The organism is Kutzneria sp. CA-103260 (genome assembly GCF_018263855.1).
In the GTDB taxonomy this organism is placed as follows: Bacteria; Actinomycetota; Actinomycetes; order Mycobacteriales; family Pseudonocardiaceae; genus Kutzneria.
In genome coordinates this window covers 1,516,729-1,541,055 of sequence record NZ_CP073318.1, presented here as the reverse complement: position 1 = coordinate 1,541,055, position 24,327 = coordinate 1,516,729, and the positions used below count along the sequence as shown (strand labels likewise).

General features: G+C 70.8%; 18 protein-coding genes. 7 read left to right on the top strand and 11 right to left on the bottom strand.

Annotation, left to right across the window (positions count from 1 at the left end; genetic code table 11):
* Positions 1–12: 12 nt before the first annotated feature.
* Entirely contained in the window at positions 13–399 is a 387-nt protein-coding gene (locus JJ691_RS06800; protein WP_249227741.1) for a YybH family protein, read from the top strand.
* On the opposite strand, the gene JJ691_RS06795 is transcribed toward JJ691_RS06800, so the two are convergent.
* Complete coding sequence (locus JJ691_RS06795) at positions 396–1,166, bottom strand: SDR family NAD(P)-dependent oxidoreductase (protein WP_211767932.1); 771 nt, start codon at positions 1,164–1,166, stop codon at positions 396–398. The two genes, JJ691_RS06800 and JJ691_RS06795, sit on opposite strands and share 4 nt — an antisense overlap.
* Positions 1,167–1,299: 133 nt before the next feature.
* Between JJ691_RS06795 and JJ691_RS06790 the strand changes: the two genes are divergently transcribed.
* A complete protein-coding gene (locus JJ691_RS06790; RefSeq protein ID WP_211767931.1) occupies positions 1,300–1,761 on the top strand; it encodes a VOC family protein in 462 nt (153 codons plus the stop codon).
* Here JJ691_RS06790 and JJ691_RS06785 read toward each other — a convergent pair whose 3' ends face one another.
* Together JJ691_RS06785 and JJ691_RS06780 are read right to left on the bottom strand one after the other, a co-directional pair.
* The gene (locus JJ691_RS06785; RefSeq protein WP_211767930.1) at positions 1,762–5,130 is read right to left on the bottom strand and encodes a BTAD domain-containing putative transcriptional regulator; all 3,369 of its coding nucleotides are present in this window, start codon (positions 5,128–5,130) and stop codon (positions 1,762–1,764) included. It lies immediately after the preceding gene.
* Between the two features lie 49 nt (positions 5,131–5,179).
* Positions 5,180–6,652 (bottom strand): amidase, encoded by a 1,473-nt coding sequence (locus JJ691_RS06780; protein ID WP_211767929.1) that lies wholly within the window; start codon positions 6,650–6,652, stop codon positions 5,180–5,182.
* 176 nt (positions 6,653–6,828) lie between these two features.
* Between JJ691_RS06780 and JJ691_RS06775 the strand changes: the two genes are divergently transcribed.
* Positions 6,829–8,373, top strand: a complete 1,545-nt coding sequence (locus tag JJ691_RS06775) for an APC family permease (RefSeq protein WP_211767928.1) — start codon at positions 6,829–6,831, stop codon at positions 8,371–8,373.
* On the opposite strand, the gene JJ691_RS06770 is transcribed toward JJ691_RS06775, so the two are convergent.
* Positions 8,280–9,218, bottom strand: a complete 939-nt coding sequence (locus JJ691_RS06770) for a DMT family transporter (RefSeq protein WP_211767927.1) — start codon at positions 9,216–9,218, stop codon at positions 8,280–8,282. The genes JJ691_RS06775 and JJ691_RS06770 overlap by 94 nt on opposite strands.
* Before the next feature lie 71 nt (positions 9,219–9,289).
* On the opposite strand from JJ691_RS06770, the gene JJ691_RS06765 reads away from it, so the two are divergent.
* A complete protein-coding gene (locus tag JJ691_RS06765) occupies positions 9,290–10,183 on the top strand; it encodes a LysR family transcriptional regulator (protein ID WP_211767926.1) in 894 nt (297 codons plus the stop codon).
* A gap of 29 nt (positions 10,184–10,212) precedes the next feature.
* Positions 10,213–10,962: an alpha/beta fold hydrolase gene (locus tag JJ691_RS06760; protein WP_211767925.1), complete on the top strand. Its 750-nt coding sequence runs from the start codon at positions 10,213–10,215 to the stop codon at positions 10,960–10,962.
* On the opposite strand, the gene JJ691_RS06755 is transcribed toward JJ691_RS06760, so the two are convergent.
* Genes JJ691_RS06755 through JJ691_RS06725 form a run of 7 tightly spaced genes read right to left on the bottom strand, consistent with a single transcriptional unit; the run spans position 10,952 to position 20,036 of the window.
* Positions 10,952–11,776: an LLM class F420-dependent oxidoreductase gene (locus JJ691_RS06755; RefSeq protein ID WP_211767924.1), complete on the bottom strand. Its 825-nt coding sequence runs from the start codon at positions 11,774–11,776 to the stop codon at positions 10,952–10,954. The genes JJ691_RS06760 and JJ691_RS06755 overlap by 11 nt on opposite strands.
* 25 nt (positions 11,777–11,801) lie before the next feature.
* On the bottom strand, positions 11,802–12,914 hold the full coding sequence (locus JJ691_RS06750; RefSeq protein ID WP_211767923.1) for an epoxide hydrolase family protein: 1,113 nt from the start codon (positions 12,912–12,914) through the stop codon (positions 11,802–11,804).
* A 36-nt stretch (positions 12,915–12,950) separates the two neighbouring features.
* Positions 12,951–13,865, bottom strand: coding sequence for a glycoside hydrolase family 6 protein (locus tag JJ691_RS06745; RefSeq protein WP_211767922.1), 915 nt, complete (start codon positions 13,863–13,865; stop codon positions 12,951–12,953).
* 17 nt (positions 13,866–13,882) lie between these two features.
* Positions 13,883–16,087, bottom strand: a complete 2,205-nt coding sequence (locus tag JJ691_RS06740; RefSeq protein WP_249227740.1) for a glycoside hydrolase family 9 protein — start codon at positions 16,085–16,087, stop codon at positions 13,883–13,885.
* Complete coding sequence (locus JJ691_RS06735) at positions 16,084–17,913, bottom strand: DUF2264 domain-containing protein (protein ID WP_211767921.1); 1,830 nt, start codon at positions 17,911–17,913, stop codon at positions 16,084–16,086. Before JJ691_RS06735 ends, JJ691_RS06740 begins: the two co-directional genes overlap by 4 nt.
* On the bottom strand, positions 17,910–18,917 hold the full coding sequence (locus JJ691_RS06730) for a hydroxyacid dehydrogenase (RefSeq protein ID WP_211767920.1): 1,008 nt from the start codon (positions 18,915–18,917) through the stop codon (positions 17,910–17,912). The genes JJ691_RS06735 and JJ691_RS06730 overlap by 4 nt, the downstream gene beginning before the upstream one ends.
* Before the next feature lie 54 nt (positions 18,918–18,971).
* A complete protein-coding gene (locus JJ691_RS06725) occupies positions 18,972–20,036 on the bottom strand; it encodes a substrate-binding domain-containing protein (RefSeq protein WP_211767919.1) in 1,065 nt (354 codons plus the stop codon).
* 115 nt (positions 20,037–20,151) lie between these two features.
* Here JJ691_RS06725 and JJ691_RS06720 point away from each other — a divergent pair, with 115 nt between their 5' ends.
* On the top strand, positions 20,152–20,730 hold the full coding sequence (locus tag JJ691_RS06720; RefSeq protein WP_211767918.1) for a class I SAM-dependent methyltransferase: 579 nt from the start codon (positions 20,152–20,154) through the stop codon (positions 20,728–20,730).
* 138 nt (positions 20,731–20,868) lie between these two features.
* Positions 20,869–24,315 carry a carboxylic acid reductase gene (gene car, locus JJ691_RS06715; protein ID WP_249227739.1) on the top strand — a complete coding sequence of 1,149 codons (3,447 nt, stop codon included), beginning with the start codon at positions 20,869–20,871 and terminating at the stop codon, positions 24,313–24,315.
* Positions 24,316–24,327: the final 12 nt, after the last annotated feature.

The following is a 24,327-nucleotide window of genomic DNA, read 5'->3' as shown; positions in this document are numbered from 1 at the left end:
TTGGCTGTCAGGGTGACCCACCAGCACAGTCTGACCCGAGAAGCCGCCGAGCATCCACACGTCTTCGCCCAGGCGTTCAACAGCGGAGACCCGGCGGCGGTGGAGGCGGTCTACGAGACCGACGGCCTCCTGGTGCCGACCCCGGGCCAACCGGTCAGCGGGACCAGCCGCGCCGAGGCCAACCAGCGACTGATGGACCTGGGGCTGCCGATCGAGGTGCGGCCCCGGCACGTCTACGTCAACGGGGACCTGGCGTTGCTGATCGTGGACTGGACGATCAGCGGCACCGGTCCCGACGGGCAGCCGGTGCACGTCGAGGGCACGGCCACCGACGTGGCCCGCCGTGGGGCGGACGGATTCTGGCGGTACGCCATCGACAATCCACTGGGCACGGCCTAGACGCCGAGCCGGTAGCCGCCGGAGACCTCGATGTCCTGGCCAGTGATCCACTGTCCCTCCTCGGACAGCAGGACCGCCACCATGGCCCCGATGTCGCGGGGGTCGCCGAGCCGGCCGAGCAGGGTCTTGCTGGCCAGCTCGGGCACGAGGTGGGCCATCTTGTCGAAGGCGTTGCCGGAGATGCTGGTGTGGGTCGGGCCCGGCGACACGGAGTTGACCCGGATCCGCCGGTCGGACAGCTCCACGGCCAGGTGCCGGGTCAGCACGATGACCGCGCCCTTGCACGCGGCGTAGGCAGAGTAGCCGCCGGCCAGGTCGATGGGGTTGGACCTGGCGCTGGAGCTGGCGACGTTGACGATGGCGGAGCCGTCGGCCAGCACCGGCAGCAGCCGCTGGGTCAGGAAGAACACGCCGCGGAACAGGACGTTCACGAGGTCGTCGAACCGTTCCTCGGTGGTGTCGGCGAACTTCGTGCCGCCGCCGATGCCGGCGTTGTTCACCAACGAGGTGATCCGGTCGGTCTGCCAGACGCTCTCCAGGGTGTCCCGCACCTCGTCCACAAAGGACGGAAAGGTCGAGCTGTCGCCGACGTCCAGGCGCAGCGCGACCGCGGTGCCGCCGGCCTGCCGGATAGCGGCCACCGCTTCCTCGGCGCCGTCCTTGTTGCCGTTGTACGTCAGGATGACGCCGTCGCCGCGCTCGGCCATCGCCAGCGCGGACGCCCGCCCGATGCCCGAGCTGGCCCCGGTGACCAGAGTGATACCCATGTCCGCACTCCCTACGTTGCTTGTGCCACAACGGTATGAGCCCGGGGCGGCGCACCGGCAGACCAATGCTGTCGACTTCTTGCCCGATCCTGACCCGTGGCCGGACCCGGCCGGCTCGGACATACTCGAGGTCATGACCGACACTCCCTACGCCGGTCCGCCGCGCCCGCGGTGGACGCACGTCGCGCTGCCGGCGGCCGATGTCGACGTGTCCCTGGCCTGGTACACCGAGTTCACGCCGCTGGTGAAGGTCGCGGAGTTCGCCGACGACACCGGCCGGTCGCTGTGGCTGTCCAACGACGGCCAGGTGGTCGACCCGTTCGTGCTGGTGCTGGTGACCTTCCACGCCGACATCGGCAAGCGGCAGCCGCACCTGGCCCCGTTCGCCCACCTGGGCATCGAGGTGCCGCGTCGGGAGGACGTGGACGCCATCGCGGCCAAGGCCGAGGCGGCCGGCTGCCTGCGCATGCCGCCGGCCGACATCCCGTTCCCGGTCGGCTACGTCTGCATGATCACCGACCCGGACGGCAACAACCTCGAGTTCTCGCACCAGCAACAGGTCTACGATCGGGTGCGGCGACTCTGGGGCGAGTGATCAGCCGCCGACCCGGTCCCTGGCCCGCTCGATGTCCCACCGCGCGCCGTAACTCCCATACACGGCAACGGCGTCGTCGAGGGCGGCCCGGGCTTCGGTGTGCTGGCCGCGAATGCTGTGCAGGACGGCCAGATCCTCCAGCGCCTGGCCGAGTTCGACGGCACGGCCGATGAGCCGGTAGTGCTCGACGGCTTCCCGGGCCGGCTCGGGATCGCCGGTGACCAGGGCCCGGCAGCGCAGCGCGGCGGTGTAGGCGCGGGCCGGCTGCTGTTCGCGACCGGCCTCGTCCTCGCACTGCTCCAGGGCTTCGCCGGCCAGCGCCAGGTCGCCGCTCTGCACGGCCAGCCGGGCCAGGTCCGGCAACCACTGGTGGCGCAGGGTCATCTGCGAGTAGTCGGCCTTCAGGTTCGGCTTCAACAACGACACGGCCTCGTCGAGGCGGCCCTCCCGTTCGGCCGCAACCGCTTGCGCGGCAACGAGAAAGTCGCAGTTCTCCCGCTCCGCCGGACTGGACACCGGTAGCTCGGCGGCGGCCAGCAGGTGCGCGTCCGCGGCGTCGTCATCGCTTCGGCGGAGTGCGATGAGCGCGGCCGCGCCGTGCAGCAGGAGCAGCGTCACGGTGCTTTCCCGCAGGCCGTAGAACGTCATCTCCGGGCTGTCCTGCACGGCGCTGTCGAGATCGACCAGCGCCTCGTCCCAGCGCCCGGTCCAGTAGTGGTGCACGGCCGCCGGCACGTGCATTTCCGTTGGCACGGCGTACTTCCGGCCGAGTTCGCGGGCGAACCGGATGGCGTCGTCGACCTCGGTCAGGCGGTCCAGGTTCTGCAGGGTGAACAGCCGGTTGTCCAGCAGGCTCAGCCGCAGCCCGACGAGTTCCGGCACGTCGGCGATGGCGGCGATCGCCTCGTCCACGACCTCGATGGCCGCCGCGTGCTCGCGGCGCACGGAGTGCACCACCCACAGCTCCTGGAGGCCGTGGGCGACGGCGAACTTGTCGCCGCACTCCTGGGCCCGTTTGACCGCGCGCCGGGCGCTGAGCTCATCGGCGGTCAGGTCCTGGTTGCCGGTCCGCTCGCAGATCGCGGTCAGCACCTCGTGCCGGGCCTTCCAGAACTCCGGCACGTCCGGGTTCTCCAGGGAGTCGCGCAGCATTTCCACCGCCGCCGCGCCCTCATCACGCCGGCTGTAGATGTGCGCGAGGATGGAACGCATCTCCGACAAGCGGTCGACGTCCTTCGTGCGGCCGATCACGTACCGCACCTCGGCTTCGGGTGCGCCGCCGAGGCCGAACGACAGCAGCGCCTGCTGAGCCGTCAGCTCCTCACGGGCCGGGGCGTCGATCGACGGCGTGGCCAGGGCCCGCCCGATCAGCTCCATGGTGATCTGCGGCGCCAACTGCCCGAGCGTGGATGCGTTGTCCCGCAACCAGGTCACGACCCAGCCGTCGACCGCGCCGGGCACGGCCAGCAGCTGCTCGGCGACCTGTTGCAGCGGCGCGCCGGCCTTGGCCAGCGCCTGCGCGGCGTGGCCGTGCAGGGCTAGGCGCAGGGCGTTCGGCGTGCCCTCGTACAGCGCCTGTCGGATCAAGCCGTGCCGGAACGCCAGGTACGGCCCATTGTCGATCAGTACCGCCCCGGTGACCGCCTCGTCCAGCCGGCTGCGGAGATCGGACCGTCCGGTGATCACGGCGAGGTCGTCGACGGCGAACTCGAGGCCCAGCAGCGAGGCCCATTGCAGGATTTCCCGCGTCTCGGCCGACAGGAAGCTCAGTCTGCTGGTCAGGGCGGCCACCAGCGAGCCTGGGGCCGCGGCGCCCCGCTCGACCTCGGCGCTGCCGTCAGCGACGGTGATGGCGTTCTCGCGGGCCAGCGCGTCCAGGAGTTCCCTTACGTACAAGGGATTTCCGCCGGCGCGGGCGGTCAGGTCGGTCAGCCGGGGCCCGGGCGGGGCGCCGGCCGACAGCCGGACGATGTCGCCGACATCGTCGGCCGACAACGGCTCCAGCGTGACGATGTAGCTGTGCTCGGCCTCGGCCGCCAGCCGCACCTGCTCCACGTGCGGCCGCCTCGGCACTATCCGCGCGCTGGCCACCAACAGCAGCGGCAGCCGGCTGGTGACGCGGCAAAGCCGATGCCACACCAGCAAACTCGTCTCATCGGCCCATTGCAGGTCGTCGATCACGAGCAGCAGCGGGCCGTCCTCGCACAGCGTCTCCACGAACGCCAGCAACCGGTCGACCGCGGCCGTGACCGGATCGGCCCCGGGTAGCAGCGCGTTCGACGGGCTGTGCAGGGTGTCGGCCAGCTCCGCCCGACGCGGGTCGGCCGAGCGGCCGTCCACGTCCAGGCATTCCAGCACGGTCCGCAGCGGAAAGCGCTGTCCCAGCTCGTCGGCCACCGCCCAGCCGAGCTGGCAGCCGGCTGGTTCCGCGCCGGCGAGACCGGCCGCGAGCAGCGAGGACTTGCCGATGCCGGGCTCACCCTCCAGCCAGACGACGCCACCCCGGCCGGCCACGACCTCGGCGACCATGGCCTGCATCCGGGCGACCTCGACGGCCCGGCTCACGAAGCCCTCCGGCACCCGGTTGCGGTGGCTCGCGCGAGCCGGCGGGCGCAGGTTGCCGGCGAGAATCTGCTGGTAGAGCTTGGTCAGCGGCGGGCTCGGCTCGATGCCCAGCTCGTCCTCCAGCAGCCGCTTCGCGTCCCGGTAGACCTCGACGGCCTCGGCCTGCCGGCCACATCGGTGCAGCGCGGTCATCAGCAGGGCCCGCACCCGCTCGCGCAGCGGATAGGTCCGGACCAGGTCGGTCAGCTCGTCGACCACGCCCCCAGCCGACCCGAGACCGATCAGCGCCTCGGCCCGCTGCTCCCGGGCGGCCAGCCGCAGTTCGGCGAGGCTGTCCCGGCGGCGCTGCGCGTACGGTCCGGGGATCTCGTCGAACGCCTCGCCGCGCCACAGCGCCAGCGCCGCGTCCAGGGCCCGCACCGCCTCGGCCGGCGTCAGCCCGGCGGCCTGCTGGCGCAGGATCTCGAACCTGGTCAGGTCCACGTTCTCGGCCGGCGTCCGCAGCACGTAGCCGGCGCCGGACGACTCCAGCAGGCTGCTCGGCGCCCGGTTGGCCCGGCCCGGCTCCAACGCCCGCCGCAGCTCCGAGACGTAGGTGTAGAGGCTGCCCTCGGCGCTGGCCGGCGGGTCCTCGCCCCAGATGCCGTCGATCAGCTCGCCGCGGGACACCACCGTGTCGACGCTGGCCGCCAGGATCGCGAACAGCGCCCGCTGCCGCGGTGGCCCCAGCGGGACCTCGCCACGGTCCGACCAGGCGCGGACCGGGCCGAGTAGTTCCACCTTGATCGATGAGGCTGCCGGCACGCGGCGGAGCATACTCATGCGCCGTCCTGAGGCGTGCTCGTCGGACCACTCACACTGCCGTCGGCCGCCGATCGGCCCAGGGCTGATGGGCCTCCAGCTGGCTTGCGAGGGCCAGCAGGGTCGGTTCGGTCCCGAGGCCGCCGACGAACTGCACGCCCAGCGGGAGGCCCTTCGCGGTGTGGTGCAGCGGCACCGACATGGCCGGGCGGCCGGTGATATTGGCCAGCTGGGTGAACGGAACCGGCCCGAGGTTGGCGACGATCTGGTCACGCCACGCCTTCGTCCGGCTGAAGGTGCCGACCATGTTGAGGCTCAACAGGATCTCGCCCAGAATCCGCACGGCCGGCGGAGTGGCGAGCTCGCCGACACGCACCGGCGGCCGAGCCAGCGTGGGCGTGAGCAGCAGGTCGTAGCGCTCGTGGAAGGCGGCCAGCGCCCGGCTGTACTCGTTCCACCGGGCGAGGGTCGCGACGTGCTCGGGGGCGCGCGTGCCCCACGCCGCCGCGCCGAGCAGGCGGGTGTCGAGCTCGAAGCCCGACTTCGGGCCGCCGATCCGGGCCATGACGAAGGCGGCGTTGGCGCACCAGGCGCCGAGGAAGTCCTGGGCGAGACGGTTCCCGTCGATGGCCGGCTCGGCCGGCTCCACCTCGTGGCCCAGCTCGGCCAACACCTTGGCCGCGTGTTCCACCGCGGCCACCGCCTCGGCGTCCACCGGCGCGCCGATCGGAGACTTGGTGGTGAAGCCGATCCGGAGTTTGCCGGGCTCGCGGGCGGCCAGGTTGCGATAGGAGTCGTCGGGCCGCGCCGACAGGTACGGGCCGCCGAGGTCGCGAGTGGCCGTCAGGACGTCCAACATCGCGGCGGTGTCGCGGACCGTCCGGGAGATGACGCCGTCGGTGGCCGCGCCGTGGAACGACTCCGCCGCCAGCGGACCGGCCGGCACCACGCCCCGCCCCGGCTTGAGCCCGAACAGGCCGCAGCACGCTGCCGGGATGCGGATCGAGCCGCCGCCGTCGCTGGCCCCCGCCACCGGCACGACGCCGGCTGCCACCGCCGCGGCCGTGCCGCCCGAGGATCCGCCCGGCGTGTGGTCCAGATGCCACGGGTTTCGGGTCGCGCCCGTGGCCACGGACTCCGTCACGGCCTTCGTGCCGAACTCCGGCGTCGTCGTCTTGCCGAAGACCACCAGCCCCGCGTCCAGCCAGCGCCGCACCACCACACTGTGCTCCGCCGCCCGGTGCCCGCGTAGCGACCGCGATCCCCCGCCCGTCGGCAGGCCCTGGTAGTCCTGGCCGAGGTCCTTGATCAGGAACGGCACCCCGGCGAACGGCCCCGACAGCTCGGACTTGGCCCGCTCGCGGGCGATGTCGTGCATCGGCCGGGCGATCGCGTTCAGGCGGGGATTGACCTGTTCGGCCCGCCCGATCGCCACCTCCAGCAGCTCCGCCGCCGACACCTCGCTCCGGGCCACCAGCTCGGCCAGGCCCACCGCGTCGAATCGCCGGTACTCGTCGTAGTCCACCCGGCCATCATGCCGTTACCCGGCAAGCCCCCGGAGTTCCCGCGTTACGTGTCGACGATCACCAGCGCTGCTCGCACGGCCCGTCCTGGTTGACGTATCTTTCTTCCTCGGCCCGGAGTGCCGACTACAACGGTCGTGAATCCGGAATCCCGCTCACCATCGTCCCGGAGGTTCACATGACCGAAGTCGTCGCGCACGCGATCCCCCCTTCCGCCGAGAGCAAGGGCCTGCGCCGGGGCGCTCTGAGCATGGTGTCCTCGGTGGTGATCGGCACCGCGTCGACGGCTCCGGCCTACTCCATCGCGGCCACGCTGGGCCTGCTGGTGATCGCCGGCACCGGCTTCCAGGCGGCCTGGTTCGTGTTGTTCGCGTTCGTGCCGGTGCTGTTCGTGGCGCTGGCCTTTCGTGAGCTGAACTCGGCCGAGCCGGACTGCGGCACCAACTTCACCTGGGCCACCCGGGCCTTCGGCAGCAAGGTGGGCTGGATGTCCGGCTGGGTGGTGACCATCGCCCAGCTGCTGGCCATGACCAGCCAGTCCGCCATCTCCGGCAAGTACACGCTGCTGCTGTTCGGCCTGGACTCGTTGGCCGACAACAAGTTCGCCGTGATGGCGGTCGGTCTGGCCTGGCTGGTGCTGCTGTGCTGGATCTGCTTCCGGGGCATCGAGGTCTCGGCCCGGATGCAGTGGGCGCTGCTGGCCGTCGAGCTCGCGGTGCTCGTGGTCTTCTCGGTGGTCGCGCTGTGGCGGGTGTTCGCCGGCACCGCCGGCCCGCAGGCGTCCACTCCGGACTGGAGCTGGCTGTGGCCGTCCGGCATCGGCCTCGGCGCGTTCGTCGCGGCCACGCTGCCGGCCGTGTTCCTGTACTGGGGCTGGGACAGCTCGGTGTCGGTGAACGAGGAGTCCGCCGATCCCCGCCGCAGCCCGGGCAAAGCGGCCGTGATCTCGACGGTGCTGCTGGTGCTGAACTACGTCGTCGTCACGATCGCCGCGCTGGCCTTCGCCGGCATCGGCAAGGACGGCATCGGACTGGGCAATTCCGACAACTCCGACGACGTGCTGGCTGGACTGGGCGGCGCTGTGTTCGGCGACGGCACCTTCGGCAAGGTCATGGGGGTGCTGCTGATCGTCTCGGTGCTGACCAGCGCGGCCGCCAGCAGCCAGGCCACGATCATGCCGTGCGCCCGCACCACGCTGTCGATGGCCGTGCACGGCGCGCTGCCGTCGGTGTTCGGCAAGGTGCACCCCCGCTACCTCACGCCGACCGTGTCCACCTGGGCCTTCGGCATCGTCTCGTTCGTCATCTACGTCGTGCTGTCGCTGGTCAGCACGGACGTGCTGTCCGACTCGGTGAGCGCCGTCGGGCTGACCATCGGCGTCGAGTACGCGATGACCTCGCTGGCCTGCGTGTGGATCTTCCGCAAGACCCTGCTGTCCAGCGCCCGCAACTTCGTCATGCGCGGCCTGCTGCCCCTGCTCGGCGGCCTGTTCTTCGCGCTGGTCCTGGTGGCCGCGGTGATCTACTACGCCCAGCCGGACAGCGGCGAGACCACCGTCTTCGGCATCGGCGGCGTCGCGGTGATCGGCGTGCTGGCCATCGCCGTCGGCGTGCCGCTGATGGCGATCGTCTACCGCAGCTGCCGTTCCTTCTTCGCCGGCCGCGGCCTGCCCCGCGGCTCGGTGCCGCCCGGCGGCGACTCGATCGTCGCCGACGTGGCCTGATCCTTTCGCACGCTGATCAGCACCACCCCGGCGATGCTGACCGCGCCGCCGATCAGTTCGATCGGCCGCGGCACTTCGCCCAGCCAGACGTAGGACACCGCGATGGCCACGACCGGCACCAGATAGAGGGCGGCCGTGGCCACGGTGACGCTGTAGCGGGCGACGCCGTAGCCCCACAGCACGAAGCCGACGGCCGAGGGCAGCAGGGCCAGGAACAGGACCGCCAGGGTGGACCCGAGCGGTGCGTGGGCGAGGCCCCGCACCGCGTCGGGGGCCAGCGGCAGGGAGAAGATCGTGCCGGCCCATATCGCGTAGCAGGCCACTTCGAGCCCGGAGTACTTGCGCAGCAACGGTTTCGTGGCGAAGTGGTAGACCCCCTGCACGGCCGCGGCGGCCAGCAGCACCCAGGCCGCGTCGGCGTACTGCACGGTGCCGCCGGAGACGGCGATCAGCGCGGAGCCGGCCAGCGCCACGACGCTGCCGACGATCTTGCGGCCGGTCAGGCGCTCCCCCAGCCAGATCGCGGCCAGGCCGGCACTGAACACCGGCGCGGTCGCCACCAGCAGGCTGGCCGTGCCGGCGGGCACGTGCACCTCGCCCCAGTTCAACAGCAGCTGGTAGGCGGCCATGCCGCTGAGCCCGCACAACGCGATCAACGGCAGGTCTTTTCGCGCCGGCAAGCGCACCCCCAGCAGCGGCGCGGCCGCCAGCAGGGCGACGGAAGCGACAGCGAGACGCAGGATGGACAGGCCGAACGGCCCGTATCCATCGAGGCCGACGCGGACCGCCGGGAAGGCCGACGCCCACAGGACAACGGTGGCGGTTATGGCCAACGGGGCTTTCATGACCCCAGTCTGGAGCGGTCAATCAATTAGGTCCATTTAGACTTTCCACTCCGATCAGTTAGTGTTGTTTTATGATTGACGTGCGTCGGCTGAAGTTGCTGCACGAGTTCGCCCAGCAGGGCACGGTGGCCGCCACCGCCGACGCGATGCAGCTCACCGGGCCCGCGGTGTCGCAGCAGCTGGCTGTGCTGGAGCGCGAGGCCGGCGTGCCGCTGCTGGAGAAGCGCGGCCGCAACGTCGTGCTGACGGCGGCCGGGCGGCTGCTCGTCTCGCACGCTGACATCATCTTCGGCGACCTCAACGCCGCGGAGTCCGCGCTCGCCGCGTTGAAGGCCAGCGGCACCGGCACTGTCCGCCTCGCCGCCTTCCCCACCGCCGCCCGAGCTCTCGTCGCTCCAATGTGGACAGATGTGCCCGGCGTCTCGCTGCGACTGGTCGAGGGCGAGCCGGATGCGGCGACGGCGTTGCTGCATGAGGAGGCCGACATCGCCATCGTGCACAGCTACACACTGCTCCCCCGGCCGACGCCGGCCAACTGCGAGGTGCACGACATCCTCGAGGAGCCGGTGCTGTTCGCGCTGTCGGCCGGGGCCGCGGCACGGCGAGGTCTCGCGCCGGGGCAGAAGGTCCGACTGGCCCGGTTCGCCGAGGACACCTGGCTCGCGCCGTCCAAGGAGTTCTCCTGCAACGAGATGATCCAACGGGCCTGCGGCGCGGCCGGCTTCGTGCCGGACATCGTGGCCGAGGCGTCCGATTTCAGCGTGCTCATCGCCCTGGTGGCCACCGACGCGGGCGTCGCGCTCGTGCCGCGGATGGCCATCCCCGACGGGCACGGCCCGATCAGTCTGCACCCGCTGGCCGCGCCGGTGACCCGCAAGGTCTACGCCCTGACCCGGATGGGCTCGGCCCGCCGGCCGGACATTCGGGCCGTGTTGGGCCGTCTCGGCGCGCACCTGGCCGACTGATCACCGTGTCCGCGGCTTAGGCTGCGGCCATGGGCTTCGAACTCGCGTACCGCAGCAGCGCCGGCACCGGCCGGACCGTCGTGCTGGTGCACGGCAACTCCTCGTCATCGGCGGTCTGGCAGGGCGTGCTCGACGGGCCGTTCGGCTCGCGCTTTCGGTGCCTGGCCGTCGATCTGCCCGGTCACGGGGCGTCGCCCCGGGTGGCCGGCTACTCGCTGCCGGTCTACGCCTCGGCGCTGGCCGACTTCGTGCCGAAGGACGCTGTGGTGGTCGGCTGGAGCCTCGGCGGGCACGCGGTGTTGCACGCGGCCCGGTCGCTGGACCACGCCGCCGGGTTCGTGATCTTCGGGACGCCGCCGATCGCCACCGCCGCCTCGCTGGCCGAGGCCTTCCTGCCCAACCCGGCCTTCAACGTCGGCTTCCAGGGCGAGGTGAGCACCGACGACGCCATCGCCTACGCCAACGCGATGCTCGCTCCCGGCTCGGCGGTGTCGCCGGACGTGTTCGTGCCGGACATCCTGGCCACCGACCCCGCCGCCCGCTCCGGGCTGGCCGCCAGCGTCGGCGAGGGCCGGTTCGTCAACGAGGTCGAGGTGGTGGCCTCGTTGACGAAGCCGTTGCTGGTGTTGCACGGCGGCGAGGATCAGCTGGTGTCGCTGGACTATCTGCGGTCACTGGGCCGGCCCGTCGATGTCCTCGACGGCGTCGGGCACGCCATTCCGGTCGAGGCGCCCGACCTGCTGGCCCAGCGGCTGGCAGATTTCCTGGCTACGCTGTGAACTTGGCCGCCAGCTGGGCGAACTCGTCCAAAGTGGACAGCGTCTCGTCCTTGGGCAGGGTCGGCAGCATCAGAGTGAGGTGGTCGACGCCGGCCTCCTGGTAGCCGGCGATCGCCTCGGCCTTGGGCGGGCAGCCGAAGAACGCGATCTTGGCGTCGCCCCGACCCTGGTCATCGAAGTGCTGCCGGGTCTGGCTGATCACCTTCGGCGGCACGGCCAACGCCAGCCAGCCGTCACCGTGCTCCACCACCCGGCGCAGCGCCGCCTTGCTGCCGCCACCGATGTAGATCGGCGTCCGCGGCGCCGGCTTGGGCCAGGCGAACATCGGCTCGAAGTCGATGTGCTCGCCGTGGAACTCGGCCTTCTCGTCCGCCCAGATCCGCTTCAGCGCCACCAGGGTCTCGTCCAGCCGCCGGCCACGGGTGGCTGGATCCGTGCCGTGGTCGCGCATCTCCTCGATGTTCCAGCCCGCGCCGACACCGAACAGGAAGCGCCCGCCAGACACCAGGTCGAGGCTGGCGACCTCCTTGGCCGTGTGGATCACGTCCCGCTGGATCGCCAGCGCGACGCCGGTGGCCACCTGGAGCCGGGTCGTCACCACCGCGGCCGCCGTCAGCGCGACGAATGGATCCAATGTGCGGTAGTAGATCCGGGGCAGGTCGCCGCCGGCCGGGTACGGCGTCTCGCGGCTGGCCGGGATGTGCGAGTGCTCGGCGACGAACAGCGAGTCGAACCCCCGCTCCTCCAGGGCACGGCCCAGGTCCGCCGGGCCGATGCCCTCGTCGGTGATGAATGTCGCTACGCCGATCTGCATGGAATCGACCGTAGACCAGCTAAGTCTAGTTGTGCAACCCAGTCGCGCGGTAGGGCCGGAAGAACTCACGCAACTCGGCCGCGTACAGCTCCGGCTCCTCGAACGACGGGAAGTGCCCGCCGCGCGGCATTTCCCTGAGGTGGACCAGATTGGCCGTGCGTTCCAGCCAGGCCTTCGGCGGCGTGAGCAGGTCCCCCGGGAACAGCGAGAAGCCCGACGGCACCTCGACCCGCCGCATGTGCTGGGCCGGCGGAATCTTGCCGTTGACGTGGTACATCCGCATCGAGGAGCCGATGGTGCCGGTCAGCCAGTAGATCATCACGTTGGTGAGGATCTCGTCCCTGGTGTAGCTCCGGTCGAAGTCGTCGCTCCAGGAGCGCAGCTTCTCCACGATCCAGGCGGCCAGCCCGGCCGGCGAGTCGGTCAGGCCCACCGCCGCCGTCTGCGGCTTCGTCCGGTGCATCGCCGCGTACGCGCCCTCGGTCGCACCCCAGGCCGCCGCGCCCTGCATCCAGTCCCGTTCTTCCTGGGTCAGCTCGGCCGGATCGCCCGTGTAGACCGGAATGCCGCCGTCCGTCCGGTGCACCGCCACCACCCGCTCCGGGTGGTCCAGCCCCAGGTACCGGCTCACGTGGCTGCCGATGTCGCCGCCGGCTGCCCCGAACCGCTCGTAGCCCAGCTCCCTCATCAGCCGCGCCCACATGCCCGCCACCTCGATGGAGTTCAGCGGTTGAGCCGGCCGGTCCGAGTACCCGTAGCCCGGCATGTCCGGCACCACCACGTGGAAGGCGTCGGCCGGGTCCTCCGGGTTCGTCAACAGCCCGATCACCTTCTCGTACCGCCAGAACGAGTCCGGCCAGCCGTGGCACAGCACCACTGGCAGCGCCGGCTCCTTGGCCTTGGCATGCACGAAATGGATCCCATCGGACCGGAATCGCGGGAACCTAGCCAGCCTCGCTTCCTGGGCCCGCCAGTCGAACCCGTCGGCCCAGTACTCGACCAGGTCCCGGAGGTAGTCCACGTCCACGCCCAGGGACCACCCCGCGTCCTCCGGCGCGTCCGGCCACCGCGTGGCCCGCAACCGGGCCTGGAGATCCGCCAGTTCCTCGTCGGTGGCGCGCGGCACAAAGGGTTCCATACCCTCACCCTACGACTTTCCCTTCTAGGCGACCCATCACGTGCCGTTGATCAGCCGGACGGCCAGGTCGGGGTTGAACTGCCCGGCCGGTGTCGACGGCGCGACGCCGCACTGACCGTCGGACACGCCGGGAGTCTTGACCCACAGCAGCATGTCCGCGCCGCCGCCGGTCTGCGGCGGTGTGCCGAGCTTGCGTCCGGCGGGGTTGCACCACTCGCCGTTGGAGCCGTTGCCGTTGCGGCTGGTGTCGATCACGAACTTCGGGCTGTAGCCGAGGGCCGCGTTGACGGAGTTGGCGTAGCTGATCGAGGCGCTGGTGGTCTGGAAGTTGGACACGTTCAGCGCGAACCCCCGGATGTTGTGGATGCCGGCCGAGTTCAGCCGGCTGGCCATGGTCGAGGCGTCGATCCAGCCGGCATGGCCGGCGTCCAGGTAGACCTGGGCGTTGGGGGCCTTCTGCTGGAACATCTGGGTGGCGAAGCTGAGCTCGGTCAGCCGGTCGGAGATGTCCGAGGACGAGGTCATGCAGCTGATGCCGGCCAGCGCGTCGGGCTCGATCACCACAGCCGCTGCCTTGCTGCCGACACCCGCGGCGAAGCCGGCGATCCAGGTCTCGTAGTCACCGACACCGCTGGCACCGCCGCTGGATTCGCCGGCACAGATGTCCCGTTTGGGAATGTTGTACGCCACCACCACCGGCAGCTGGTTGTGGCTGGCCGCCGCGCCGACGTAGCTGCCGACGGTGGTCCCGATGTTCGGATCAGCGCCGAACCAGCGGGCGATCGGCTTGCCGGCGATGGCGGACTGGATGGCGGCGGCCCGGGAATCGTTGGGGTTGTTGCGAACCCACACCGCCGGGGCCGAGTCGGGGTTGACGTAGAAGCCGATGGTGGCCGCGTTGACCGGGACGGCTAACGCAATCAGCAGGAGCAGAGCGGCGGTCCACCTCATTGTGGACCTCCTTTCCGTTACGGTCGCAGGGAATCCGCGAAGCCGGCCAGCCAGGCCAGCGAGGAGTTCCAGTTGATGGCCATCTCGTTGGTGGAGTACGAGTCGATCTCGTCGACGTAGCACTTCGCCGGCCGGCAGCCGGGCAGGTTCTGCTGGGCCACCGGATCCTGCAGACCGGAGTTGGGGCCGCCGGCCAGCGCGCCGGCGGGCGGGCCGGGCAGCTTGGGATCCAGCTCGTGGGCGAAGATCCGGGTGTGCTCGTTGTGGCTGGCCCACTCGCCGTAGCCGGCGACGAAGGACTGGTTCAAGGCGTTGCGCCCCAACAGGTAGTCCATCGACTCCAGCACGGCGTCGCGGTAGGCCGGTCGGTGGGTCAGGTCATAGGCAGTGGCGATGACCAGCGCGTTGTTGGTGGTGGCGCTGTTGGAACCCCACACGTACTGACCGTCCGTGGGCAGGTACGGGTTGGGGTAGCCCTGGGACTTCAGGTCGCGGACGTAGCCGTCGGCGACCTTGAGCACCCGGGCGCGGGCAGCGGCGACGTGAGCCGGCGGGAACCGCCACGGCACCCGCACGATCGTCAGGTCGGTCAGCGCACCCGTGTCCCGCCAGGAGAAACCGTCGGAGGTGATCTTGCCGGTCACTTGGGCCAGGTACTGCTTGTCACCAGTGGTGGCGTACAGCTCGGCCGCCGCCCAGGAGAACTCGTCGCTGACGTTCGTGTCGTCGTAGGCGCCGCCGCCGACGCTGTCGTCGGCCGGGGCGTAGATCGCCGGGTGGGCCAGCGCGGCCTGCCAGGCCGTGCGTGCGGCGGCCAGGCACTGTTGGGAGAAAGCCTTGTCCCAGCGGGCCCACACGCGTGCGCACTGGGCCGCGGCCGCGGCGAGGTTGAGCGTGGCGGCCGTTGACGGCGGGTGCAGGTAGCGCGGCTGGGGGTCGTTCTGGGGCTGTGTCGGCAGCGGCGTCCACGCCAGGTCATGGATCTTGTGGTGGGCCATGCCGGCCAGCGGCTGGCCGGCCGGCACCTGCATGCTCAGCAGGAACTGCATCTCCCACCGGGACTCGTCGAGGACGTCGGGGATGCCGTTGCGGTTCTCCGGAATCGCCAGCAGTCCGTCCTTCAGGCCGGCGCGGTCCCCGGTGTCCAGCGACCGTTCGTACGCGTCCATCAGCTGCCACGCCGCGATGCCGCCGTTGACGACGTACTTGCCCTGGTCCCCCGCGTCGTACCAGCCGCCGGCGACATCGAGGCTGTAGTCGCAGGTTCCGGGCAGGCATGGCACGCTGACGTCGCCCTTGTTCGGCACCACGCCGACATGCCCGGCCGGCCGGGCGTAGGCGTCACCGACGTACTGGGCTTCGATCGGTGTGCCGCTTCGGTTGTAGTAGAAGTACTCCAGCGAGTCGCGGCGCAGCGAGTCGTAGAGATCGCCGGCGATGTCGAACGGTTGGCTGACCGCCGACCCGACGGCCAGGGTGTAGCCCTTGCCGGCGCGACGGAACCCGGAGAAGTCGGCGATGTGCACGTGGTCCCCGGACATGGCGTCGTCGCCGGAGACCCGGGTCCGGCCACTGTCGACCGCCCGGCCAGCGGAGTCCTTGAGCTGCCAGGCCAGCGGTTTGCTCGAAGAGTCCACAATGGACGCCTGCTTGGGCCCGTCCGGCAGATAGCCGAGCTGGTTGACCCGAACCGGGGAACCGTAGTCGTGACCGCCGCCGGGCGGGATCACGCCACCGGTCAGCGACACGTCGTCCAGGCAGAACGTGTACGCACCGCCATTGCCGCCGAGTTGGAAGCCCAGCTGGCCGCTCAGCGTCGCGATGGTCGCCGTTCCGGTGAGGGTGAACGTCTTCGGGGTGGTGGTCACCGAGGCGGTCTTGGTGAACATCGACGTGTTCGGCGGTGTGGCCAGCGCCAGGCCGGCCCGGATGGTGACGTTCGCGGTCGCGGCGGCGGTGAAGCGCAGGGTGTAAGGCTGGCCGGTTTCCAGCGGGATGTCGTTCTCGCCGATCATCGAGTCCCACGGGTTGACCGTGCCGGCCGGCACGTTCGCACAGAGTCGTCCGCCGTCCACCTGGGACGGTGTGCTACCACTGCTCCACCACGGCGTCTTGCCGGCGGCGAAGGAGCCGTTGAGCACGCGTTCATAGGCGTCAGCGTGTGCCGGGGGCGCGAGCCCGACGACGAGGGCAGCGGTCACGAGCAGCAGGGCACGTCTCACGAGTGCGTCACCACCAAAGGTTCGAAGCTGATCCGGGTGTGGCTGCCGTCCCTCCAGTGCACGATGATCCGGTCCCCTTCGGGGACCTCGACGACCGGCGGCGACGGCGGCGCCAGATCGGCGGTGAGCAGGGCCAGCGCGGCGAACAGACAGGTCCCCTCCGCGTCGGCCGTGAGCCGGGGCATCACGGCCCAGCGGGTGTACGCGGTCCCGTGCGGGGCCCTCACCTCATCCGGTGTCTCCCAACCGTGCAAGGGAAACAGCTCGGAGGTCGCCTCAAGACCAACCGCCCACCCGGTGAGCGAGACCCGGCTGCCGCAGGGCGCGGCGACGATCCGGTGCGCGCGGAGCTCCCACGGTCCGCGCGCCAACGTCATCGACTCGACCCGCAGGCCCGGACGCATCGGCGAACCCGACACGAACACCGGCCGATGCCAGGACGCGGCCCAGTCCGGCCCGGTGCCCAGCGGATGGATCCGCCGCCGGACGCTGCGAACTCCGTCCACGATGACGTCCAGGTGGTTGTCGGCGGGGTTGCCGACCGCTGTCGGCCCGGTGTGGGTGGAGTACGCCAGCCGGCCGTAGTGCGGATCGTCGCCGGCCGCCCCCTCGCCTTCCTCTGGGCGCACGTGGTCGCTGCCATGGTTGTGCAGACGAACGATTCCATCCGCCACAGTGGACTGGAGCAGCAGGCCCGGAGCCGGCAGTGCGACCACCCGGTCCTCTTCCTCCACTGGGGCCGGCAGTTCCGGGTCCGTCCACAACGGATGGTCAGGCGGTGCGAGCAGGCACACGAACGCCTTCGACGCCCAGTACGGCGATCCAGGGCCGGAGTAGTGCTGCGCGGTCGGCCGATGCGGCCCGTGCCAGCCGATACTGAGCAAGCCGTCCGGGGAGAAGGCCCCTCGGTCGACGAAGTGCCGCAGCGCCCCGCTCAGCAGCCGACGGGAAACCCCGGGCGCGAGCGGCGTGTCGCCGGTGACCGCGCCGAGGCCGATCGCCGACGCGGCGGCGAACCGATAAGTCAGTGAGCGGCCGAAGTGCAACGGCGCGCCGTCGCCACCGAACATCAACGACAGATCCGCGAGATGCCGGCGCAACCGGTCCCCGTGCACGTCGTGCTTGCCGGTCAGATGCGCGTCGAGCACCGGGTACAGGTGCAGTGCCCAGCCGTTGTAGTGGTCGAAGGCCCGGCCGTCGCCGTCCGAATACCAGCCGTCACCTCGATACCAGGCGTCGAGCAGTTCCAGGGCGCGAGTGCGGGCCCGTGCCGTCTCGCCGTCGCCACGGCCGACCGATTCCAGGAAACCCGCCACCGTGAACGGAAACAGGTACCAGTTGTTCGGCGACGCCACGTGCCGCAGCGCCCCGCGCAGCCAGTTCTCGACGCGGTCCTGGGCCGGCTCGTCCAGCCGGTCCCACAGCCAGGGCCGGGTCAGCCGCAGCCCGATGGCCACCGACGCGGACTCGACCATCGGCTGGCCGGCCACGTCGTGATCGAGGATCGTCGGCCACGAGTCGGCATCGTCCCGACCGGGGGCGCGGGTGCCGGCCCGGAGGCCTTCGGCGTAACGGGGAAGCCAGTCGTGCGGGTCGTCGCCACCAGCTCCGGCGATGCGGAACGCGGCGGCGAGGAAGGTCCGGGCATAGCCTTCGAGCCCGTCCGAGCGGGCCCCGTTCGACGACGGCGGCCCCGGCAGGTCGAGCCGCGCCCCACGTGGGCTCGCCCACCGCCACGCCGCCTCGACCAGCCCGTCGGCGATCGCCTCCCAGTGCCGGCGCGTGTAGCCGGTGTGGGGGTTCAGTCGCCGGTCTTCCGTGGTCATGCGATACGGCCCAGACCCTCGCGCGGCACGGAATGCGCGAATCCCCGGCCCGCCGCCCACCGCGCGACCTCCGCCACCGCGGCATTGGCCAGGCGACGCCACTCGGTGCCCTGTGAGCCGGCGAGGTGGGGCGTGATCAGCACGTTGTCGTGGTCCCACAGGGGGTGGTCGGCTGGCAGCGGTTCGGGCTCGGTGACGTCGAGCACCGCGCGGATCCGGCCGGCCGCGGTGGCCTCGGCCAGCGCGTCGTGGTCGAGGATCGCACCGCGAGCGGTGTTGATCAGCACGGCGTCGGGCCGCATCGAGTCGATGAGTTCTCGCCCGACCAAACCCCGGGTCGCCGGCAGCAGCGGCGTGTGCACGCTGACCACGTCACTGCGCGCGAACAGGTCGGCCAGGCCGACCAGCTCCGCGCCGAGGTCCGCTGCCTGCGCCGCCGTCACGTACGGGTCGTGCAACAGGATCCGGAAACTGTGCTGCCACAACAACTCGATGACGCGCCGCCCGATCATCGAGGCCGACAGGATGCCCACCGTGCGGTCGAAGTTGCCCACGCCCGCCGGTACCGCAAGCCAGTCGCCCTCGTGGCGGGCCGTCCGGTAGTCCCGGGCCCGTTCGAGAATCCGCTTGCCGCTCAACAGAATCATCGCCACGGTGTACTCCGCGACCGGCAGCGCGTTCGCCGCGGCGGCGGAAGCGACCTCGATGCCCCGCGCCCAGCACTCCTCGGTGATGTGGCCCCGCACGGAGCCTCCCGTGTGCACCACCGCGCGCAGGTTCGGGGCCGCGGCCAGCACTGCGGCGTCCAGTGGCGGGCAGCCCCAGCCGGTGACCAGTAACTCGACGTCCCGCAGGACATGCCGGGCCTGCCGCGTGGTCAGGTCGTCCAGTGCCGGCCCGGGCGCCAGCTCGCAGACCCGGCGCAACGCGGCGAGGGCCGGCTCGTCGAGCACGGCCGCAGCGGCGGCCGGCGCCATGGCGAGGGCGGTTCGTGGTCTGCGCACGGGCCGAGTATGTGCGGATGAGCGATTAACGGTCAATCCATCGCGATGATTCGATCAAACGATCAGAGTTGACCGCCGGATCTTCAGCTCGGGCAGCACGGTCACGTGCCGGGGCCGCCGCTCGCGGCCGGCCAGCCGGGCCAGCAACAGCTCCGCCGCCGCCCGGCCGACCTCGTCCTTCGGCGGCGCGACCGCGGTCAGTGGCGTGCTGCCCATGGGCGCGACCACGTCGTCGTAGGCCACCACCGAGCAGTCTTCCGGCACCCTGATCCCGGCCTCGTCCAGCTGCTGGACCAGCATCAACGCGTCCACATCGCTGTGCATCACCGCCGCGGTCGCGCCCACGGCCCCGATCAGCTCGACCACCGGCAGCGAGGGCTCCGGGTCATTCGGGTCGGCGCACGCGTCCGGCGCGCTCAGCGTCACCGCCCACTCGTCGACTTCCAGCCGGGCCATGACGATCTCCTCGAACGCCGACCGCAGCGTGCGCGCCGTCGGACTGTCGTCGCGGGCGGCGAGCACGATCCGCCGGTGCCCCAGCCCGACGAGGTGATCGATCGCCAGGTGCATGCCGTACCAGTGGTCCGTGCTGGCCGAGTCCGCCGCATAGAGCACACTTCCCGGGCGCGGGCGGCGCTCCATCATCACCACTGGCACGGCCAGCCCGGCCAGCCACTCGTAGTCGGCCTCCTCCGCCTCCCGCGTCCGCCAGCGGGGAGCGATCAGCAGGCCACAGACGCCGTCGGCCACGGCGCGCTCCGCGATGGGTTGCTCGGCACCAGCCACTCGCGGCGCGATGTGCAGCACTGCCCGCAGGCCAGCGGCAGCCAGCGCCGCGCGGGCCCCGTTCACCGCCTCGTCCAGATAGGCGTGCCGTTCCGGGATCACCAGCGCCACGTCCTTGCCCCGGGCCGGCGGCCGAGGCTGCGCGGCAACCTTGGAGCGGGCCACTCCGTGGCCCCGGTCGAGTCGGCCGGCCAGCGCCAGCTCCTCCACGTCCCGGCGCACGGTCACCACCGACACCGCCAGCTCGGCGGCCAGATCGGTGACCCGGGCCTCGCCCCGCTCGTCGACCGCCGACTGGATGCGCCGCCGCCGGTCCTCGCCCGATTCCCGCATGCCCCCGCCTCGCTGATCGTTTGATCGTTCCGTCGATCATAGCGATCGCCTGCGGTGTTGCGGTTTCGGCAAAGAGCTTTGTCACCGTCGCCGGGCGTCATGCAGGTTGACCGGCATGGATCAACGGTACTGGGACGAGCTGTACGGCAGCCGGGACCAGCTTTTCAGCGGCAATCCCAACGGCGTGCTGGTGACGGAAGTGGCCGGCATGACGCCGGGACAGGCCCTCGACGTGGGCTGCGGCGAGGGGGCCGACGCGCACTGGCTGGCCAGCCGGGGATGGATGGTCACGGCCGTGGACATCTCCCGGACGGCGCTGGACCGCGCGGCCAAACTGAACGCCGGCGATCGGGTGAGTTGGACACATGCCGACCTGGCCGTCACGCCCCCGCCCGCGCGCGCGTTCGACCTGGTGTCGGTGCAGTACTTCCCGCTCACCAAGGAGAATTCCAGCGTGCACGGCCTGCTGGCGGCGGTCGCACCGGGCGGCACACTGCTGGTCGTCGGCCACGACCCGGCCGATCTCCCGGCGGAGTTCGACCGGGACGACTATCACTGGCCGTCCGAGATCGCCGCGACACTGGGTGACGAGTGGAAGGTGCTGGTCGACGAGACACGGCTGCGCACCACACCCCCGCCGCCGGGCAGTCACCACGTCCGGGACACTGTGCTACGGGCGGAAAAGCGCCACTGATACCGGTATGCCCGATTTCCGAGTAGGACTCACAAAAAGCGGAAAAGGTTACCAGTAGTGCATAATTGGCCACAATGAGTCGCGCCTCACAATAGCGCTGGGTAGACCAGCCGCCACCCAGGGGTAGATAGTTAGAGAATGCAACTATCTGGGGAAGATCGGTCGTCCTCGACCGGTGCGCAGAGTGACAGGGATCGGCGGCTGGCTCACCTGCTGGCCACCGACCACCAGCTTCGGGACGCGATGCCGGACCAGGCCGTCACGGCGGTGATCCGGGATCCGGACACTCCCCTCCACCGGCAGATCGAGCTGGCGTTGACCGCCTACGCGGACCGGCCGGCCCTGGGTGAGCGGGCCACCGAGCCCGTGACCGACCCGGCCACCGGGCGCACCACGCTGCGACTGCTGCCGCGTTTCGACACCATCGCCTACCGCGAGGTGCAGGACCGCACCGCCGCCATCGCCGCTGACTGGTGTCAGCACGGCGAGCACCCGCTCCAGCCCGGCGACGTTGTCTGCACATTGGGTTTCACCAGCAGCGACTACGCGATCGTCGACCTGGCCTGCGTGCGCGCCGGCGCGGTGGCCGTGCCGCTGCAGAACAGCGCCACGGCCGCCCACCTCGCGCCGATCGTGGCCGAGACCGAGCCGCTGATCGTCGCCACCAGCATCGACCTGCTCGACCTGGCCGTCGAGACGACGGCCGAGGCCGCGTCGCTGCGCCGGGTCGTCGTGTTCGACTACCACCCCGAGGCCGACGACGAGCGGGAGAAGTTCGAGGCGGCCCAGCAGCGACTGGCCGAGTCCGGCCGCCCGGTCGTGCTCGACTCGCTGACCGACGTGATCGCCCGCGGCCGCGCGCTGCCGGCCCAGCCGGCGCACGAGTGGGAGCCCGACGAACTCGCCCTGCTGATCTACACCTCCGGCAGCACCGGTGCACCCAAGGGCGCAATGTACCCGTCCCGCCTGGTCGGCAACCTGTGGCGCGGCTGGTTCCCGGAGGCCGCCGAGCACCCCAGCGTGGGCCTGAGCTTCATGCCGCTCAGCCACGCCGCCGGGCGCGCGATGCTGGTCCGGAACCTGGCCACCGGCGGCACCAGCTACTTCACCGCCAGCAGCGACCAGTCCACCCTGTTCGAGGACATCGACCTGGTCCGCCCGGCCGAGCTGATGATCGTGCCGCGGGTGTGCGACATGCTGTACCAGCGGCACAAGGGCGAGGACCCGGCCACGCTGCGGGAGACGTTCCTCGGCGGCCGGCTGGTGTGGGCCGTGACCGGCTCGGCGCCGCTGTCGGCCGAGGTCGCCGCATTCATCACCGAATGCCTGGGCTTCCCGCTGCGTGACGGCTTCGGCTCCACCGAGGCCGGCGCCATCATGATCGACGGCCGGGTCGCCCGCCCGCCGGTGCTCGACTACAAGCTGGACGACGTGCCGGAGCTGGGCTACTTCAAGACCGACAGCCCGCACCCGCGCGGCGAGCTGCTGCTGCGCACCGAGACGATCATCCCCGGCTACTACAAGCGGCCCGACGTCACCGCCGAGCTGTTCGACGCCGACGGCTATTACCACACCGGCGACATCATGGCCGAGATCGAGCCGGACCACCTGGTGTACGTGGACCGCCGCAAGAACGTGCTCAAGCTGTCGCAGGGCGAGTTCGTGGCCGTGTCCAAGCTGGAGGCCCTGTACGCGGCCAGCCCGCTGATCAACCAGATCTACGTGTACGGCAGCAGCGAGCGGGCCTACCTGCTCGCCGTGGTCGTGCCGGCCGACGGCGCGTCCAAGCCCGACATCGCCGCCTCCCTGGGCCAGATCGCCAAGGAAGCCGGGCTGAACTCGTACGAGATCCCGCGCGACTTCCTGATCGAGACCGAGCCGTTCAGCACCGAGAACGGGCTGCTGTCGGACATCCGCAAGCTGATGCGGCCGCGGCTGCGGGACCACTACGCCCCGCGGCTGGAGCAAATCTACACCGAGCTGGCCGAGCGGGAGGCCAGCGAGCTCGACGAGTTGCGCCGGTCGGGCCGGCAGCAGCCGGTGTTGGCCGCCGTGCTGCGGGCCGCGCAGGCCGTGCTGGGCCAGTCGTCCGGCGCGCCGTCGCCGGACTCGCACTTCACCGACCTCGGCGGCGATTCGCTGTCCGCGCTGACGTTCTCCAACCTGCTCAAGGACATCTTCGAGGTCGATGTGCCGGTCGGCGTGGTGATCAGCGCCGCCAACACGCTGCGCCGGCTGTCCGAGATCATCGAGTCGCAGGTGGAGTCCGGCTCCGAGCGGCCCACCTTCGCCACCGTGCACGGCGTCGGCAGCACCCAGGCTCGGGCCGAGGACCTGAAGCTGGCCAAGTTCATCGACGCTTCGACCCTGGCTGACGCCACGTCGCTCCCGCGGGCCGACGGTCCTGTTCGGACAGTCCTGCTCACCGGGGCCAACGGCTACCTCGGCCGGTTCATCTGCCTTGAGTGGTTGGAACGGCTCGCCCCGGTCGGCGGCAAGCTGATCTGCATCGTCCGCGGTCGGGACGCCGAGGCCGCCCGGGCCCGGTTGGAAGAAGCCTTCGACAGCGGCGATCCGGCGCTGCTGGCCCACTTCCGTGAGCTCGCGGCCAAGCACCTGGAGGTGCTGGCCGGCGACATCGGCGAGCCCAACCTGGGCCTCGATTCGCTGACGTGGCAACGACTTGCCGACACCGTGGACTTCATCAGCCACCCGGCCGCCCTCGTCAACCACGTGCTGCCGTACGACCAGCTGTTCGGCCCCAACGTCGTCGGCACCGCCGAGCTGATCCGGATGGCGCTGACCACGCGGATCAAGCCGATCACCTACTTGTCCACCGTCGCCGTCGTCTTCGACGACCCGGCCATCGGCGTCGAGGATGCCGACATCCGGGTCACCAGCCCCGTGCGGGAGCTCAACGACGGCTACGCCAACGGTTACGCCATCAGCAAGTGGGGCGGCGAGGTCCTCCTGCGGGAGGCCCACGACCTGTGCGGCCTGCCGGTGTCGGTGTTCCGCTCCGACATGATCCTCGCGCACAGCCGCTACCACGGGCAGCTCAACGTGCCCGACATCTTCACCCGCCTGCTGCTCAGCCTCATCGCCACCGGCGTCGCCCCGAAGTCCTTCTACCGCCCCGGTTCCGGGCCCGCGCACTACGACGGCCTGCCCGCGGACTTCACCGCCGAGGCCATCACCACCATCGGATCCGAGACCAGCCAGGGGTATCGCACCTTCAACGTGCTCAATCCGCACGCCGACGGCATCTCCCTGGACATCATCGTCGACTGGCTGGTCGACGACGGCAACACCATCGTCCGCATCGACGACTACACCGAGTGGTTCGAGCGGTTCTCCCAGGGCATCAGGGCCCTGCCCGAGAAGCAGCGGCAGCACTCCTTGCTACCCGTGCTGCACGCCTACACCCAGCCCGCCGAGGCCGTCAACGGCGCCGGTGTCCCCACCGACCGCTTCCAGGCCGCCGTCCAGGCCGCCAAGATCGGTCCCGACAAGGACATCCCGCACATCACCGCCGACCTGATCCGCAAGTACGCCGCCGACCTCCGGCTGCTCAACCTGGTCTGACCGGTCTGACTG

What these genes read in the sequence shown, in the direction of transcription:
- JJ691_RS06795 (WP_211767932.1), bottom strand. Translation starts at nt 1,166, where the DNA reads ATGGGTATCACTCTGGTCACCGGGGCCAGCTCGGGCATCGGGCGGGCG.
- JJ691_RS06790 (WP_211767931.1), top strand. Translation starts at nt 1,300, where the DNA reads ATGACCGACACTCCCTACGCCGGTCCGCCGCGCCCGCGGTGGACGCAC.
- JJ691_RS06775 (WP_211767928.1), top strand. Translation starts at nt 6,829, where the DNA reads ATGACCGAAGTCGTCGCGCACGCGATCCCCCCTTCCGCCGAGAGCAAG.
- JJ691_RS06770 (WP_211767927.1), bottom strand. Translation starts at nt 9,218, where the DNA reads ATGAAAGCCCCGTTGGCCATAACCGCCACCGTTGTCCTGTGGGCGTCG.
- JJ691_RS06765 (WP_211767926.1), top strand. Translation starts at nt 9,290, where the DNA reads ATGATTGACGTGCGTCGGCTGAAGTTGCTGCACGAGTTCGCCCAGCAG.
- JJ691_RS06760 (WP_211767925.1), top strand. Translation starts at nt 10,213, where the DNA reads ATGGGCTTCGAACTCGCGTACCGCAGCAGCGCCGGCACCGGCCGGACC.
- JJ691_RS06755 (WP_211767924.1), bottom strand. Translation starts at nt 11,776, where the DNA reads ATGCAGATCGGCGTAGCGACATTCATCACCGACGAGGGCATCGGCCCG.
- JJ691_RS06750 (WP_211767923.1), bottom strand. Translation starts at nt 12,914, where the DNA reads ATGGAACCCTTTGTGCCGCGCGCCACCGACGAGGAACTGGCGGATCTC.
- JJ691_RS06745 (WP_211767922.1), bottom strand. Translation starts at nt 13,865, where the DNA reads ATGAGGTGGACCGCCGCTCTGCTCCTGCTGATTGCGTTAGCCGTCCCG.
- JJ691_RS06735 (WP_211767921.1), bottom strand. Translation starts at nt 17,913, where the DNA reads ATGACCACGGAAGACCGGCGACTGAACCCCCACACCGGCTACACGCGC.
- JJ691_RS06725 (WP_211767919.1), bottom strand. Translation starts at nt 20,036, where the DNA reads ATGCGGGAATCGGGCGAGGACCGGCGGCGGCGCATCCAGTCGGCGGTC.
- JJ691_RS06720 (WP_211767918.1), top strand. Translation starts at nt 20,152, where the DNA reads ATGGATCAACGGTACTGGGACGAGCTGTACGGCAGCCGGGACCAGCTT.
- car (WP_249227739.1), top strand. Translation starts at nt 20,869, where the DNA reads ATGCAACTATCTGGGGAAGATCGGTCGTCCTCGACCGGTGCGCAGAGT.